Below are 1,226 nucleotides of genomic sequence, written 5' to 3'. Positions count from 1 at the left end.
AGGCGCATCGGGCAGGCCGGGTCGGTCGCGGCGCGCCAGACCGCCTCCGCCACGTCGACGGAACGCGTCACCTCGTCCGGGGGCTGCTGCTGCCAAGACGCGAACACCTCCTGCACCAGGCCGGCGTAGGGTTCGGGGAAGCCCTCCGTCATGCGAGCCCGTGCGGTCTGGCCAAACGCGGTTTCAGGCGCCCGCCCGGGGATGACCAGACGCACCCGCACGCCGAACGGCTCCAACTCCAGGGCAAGGGACTCCGTGAAGGCGTTCACCGCGGCCTTGCTCGCCGTGTAGACGGAGAGCAGGTGCAGCGGCTTCTGCGTAACGCTGGAGCTCACGTTCACGACGACACCGGCCCGGCGCTCCCGGAACTGTGGCAGCACCGCCTGGGTCATGGCCATCGTCCCGAACGTGTTCGTCTCGAAGACCTCGCGTACGACGTCTATGGGCGTGCCTTCGAGGGCGTTCAGCCAGCCGATGCCGGCGTTGTTGACCAGGACGTCGATGGGGCCGGCGCTGTCGACCGCCCGCTGGATGCTCGTGGCATCGGTGACGTCGAGGGCGAGGACGCGCAGGCGGTCGGAGGCGGGCAGGTCCACCGCGCGCGGCGTACGCATGGTGGCTACCACGTTCCAGCCCCGGTCGAGGAAAAGGCGGGCGATCTCAAGACCGAACCCGGACGAGCATCCAGTGATCAGGACGGTGTGCATGTCGGCTCCATCAGGTTGTGACCAGCGATGGATAGATCCGGACAGCGGGACGAGCTACAATCGTGCGTCCTAATCTCATTAGCGAAAGTCCGGAAATGTCCGATCCGCTCGCCGACGTCGTCACCCTGCTCCGTCCCAGAGCCGCGTTCTCCAAGTCCGTGAGCGCCTCGGGTCCATGGCGCGTCCGCCGGGCGGAGCACGGTCGTCCGTTCTACTGCGCCGCGCTGGAGGGCTCATGCCGCCTGACGATCCGGGACCGCGATCCGGTAGTCCTGGAGCAGGGGGACTTCCTCCTTGTCCCGGCCGCGGACGCGTTCGAGATGTCGAGCCTCATGCCCCCGACCGAAGGCTCCGAGACGATGCCGGTCGAGGTGGGGCCCGGCGAGTTCCGGGTCGGGCGGCAGGACGGCCCGGCGGACGTTCGCATGCTCGTGGGCTACTGCACCTTCGGCTCGCCCGACGCAGGCCTGCTGGTGTCGCTCCTGCCGAGCCTCGTCCACGTCCGAGGCGAGACCAGGC

At 68.9% G+C, this 1,226-nt stretch carries 2 protein-coding genes; one reads left to right on the top strand and one right to left on the bottom strand.

The features are described from left to right. A partial coding sequence (locus tag ABZT49_RS34350; RefSeq protein WP_355286650.1) for an SDR family oxidoreductase occupies nt 1–707 on the bottom strand: 707 nt, incomplete at its 3' end. A gap of 95 nt (nt 708–802) precedes the next feature. On the opposite strand from ABZT49_RS34350, the gene ABZT49_RS34345 reads away from it, so the two are divergent. Further along, on the top strand, nt 803–1,226 hold a 424-nt coding region (locus ABZT49_RS34345; RefSeq protein ID WP_355286649.1), incomplete at its 3' end, for a cupin domain-containing protein.

Source organism: Methylobacterium sp. EM32 (assembly GCF_040593685.1).
GTDB lineage: Bacteria > Pseudomonadota > Alphaproteobacteria > Rhizobiales > Beijerinckiaceae > Methylobacterium.
Note: the sequence above shows the minus strand (reverse complement) of the source record. Positions and strands in the feature narration are given on the sequence as shown.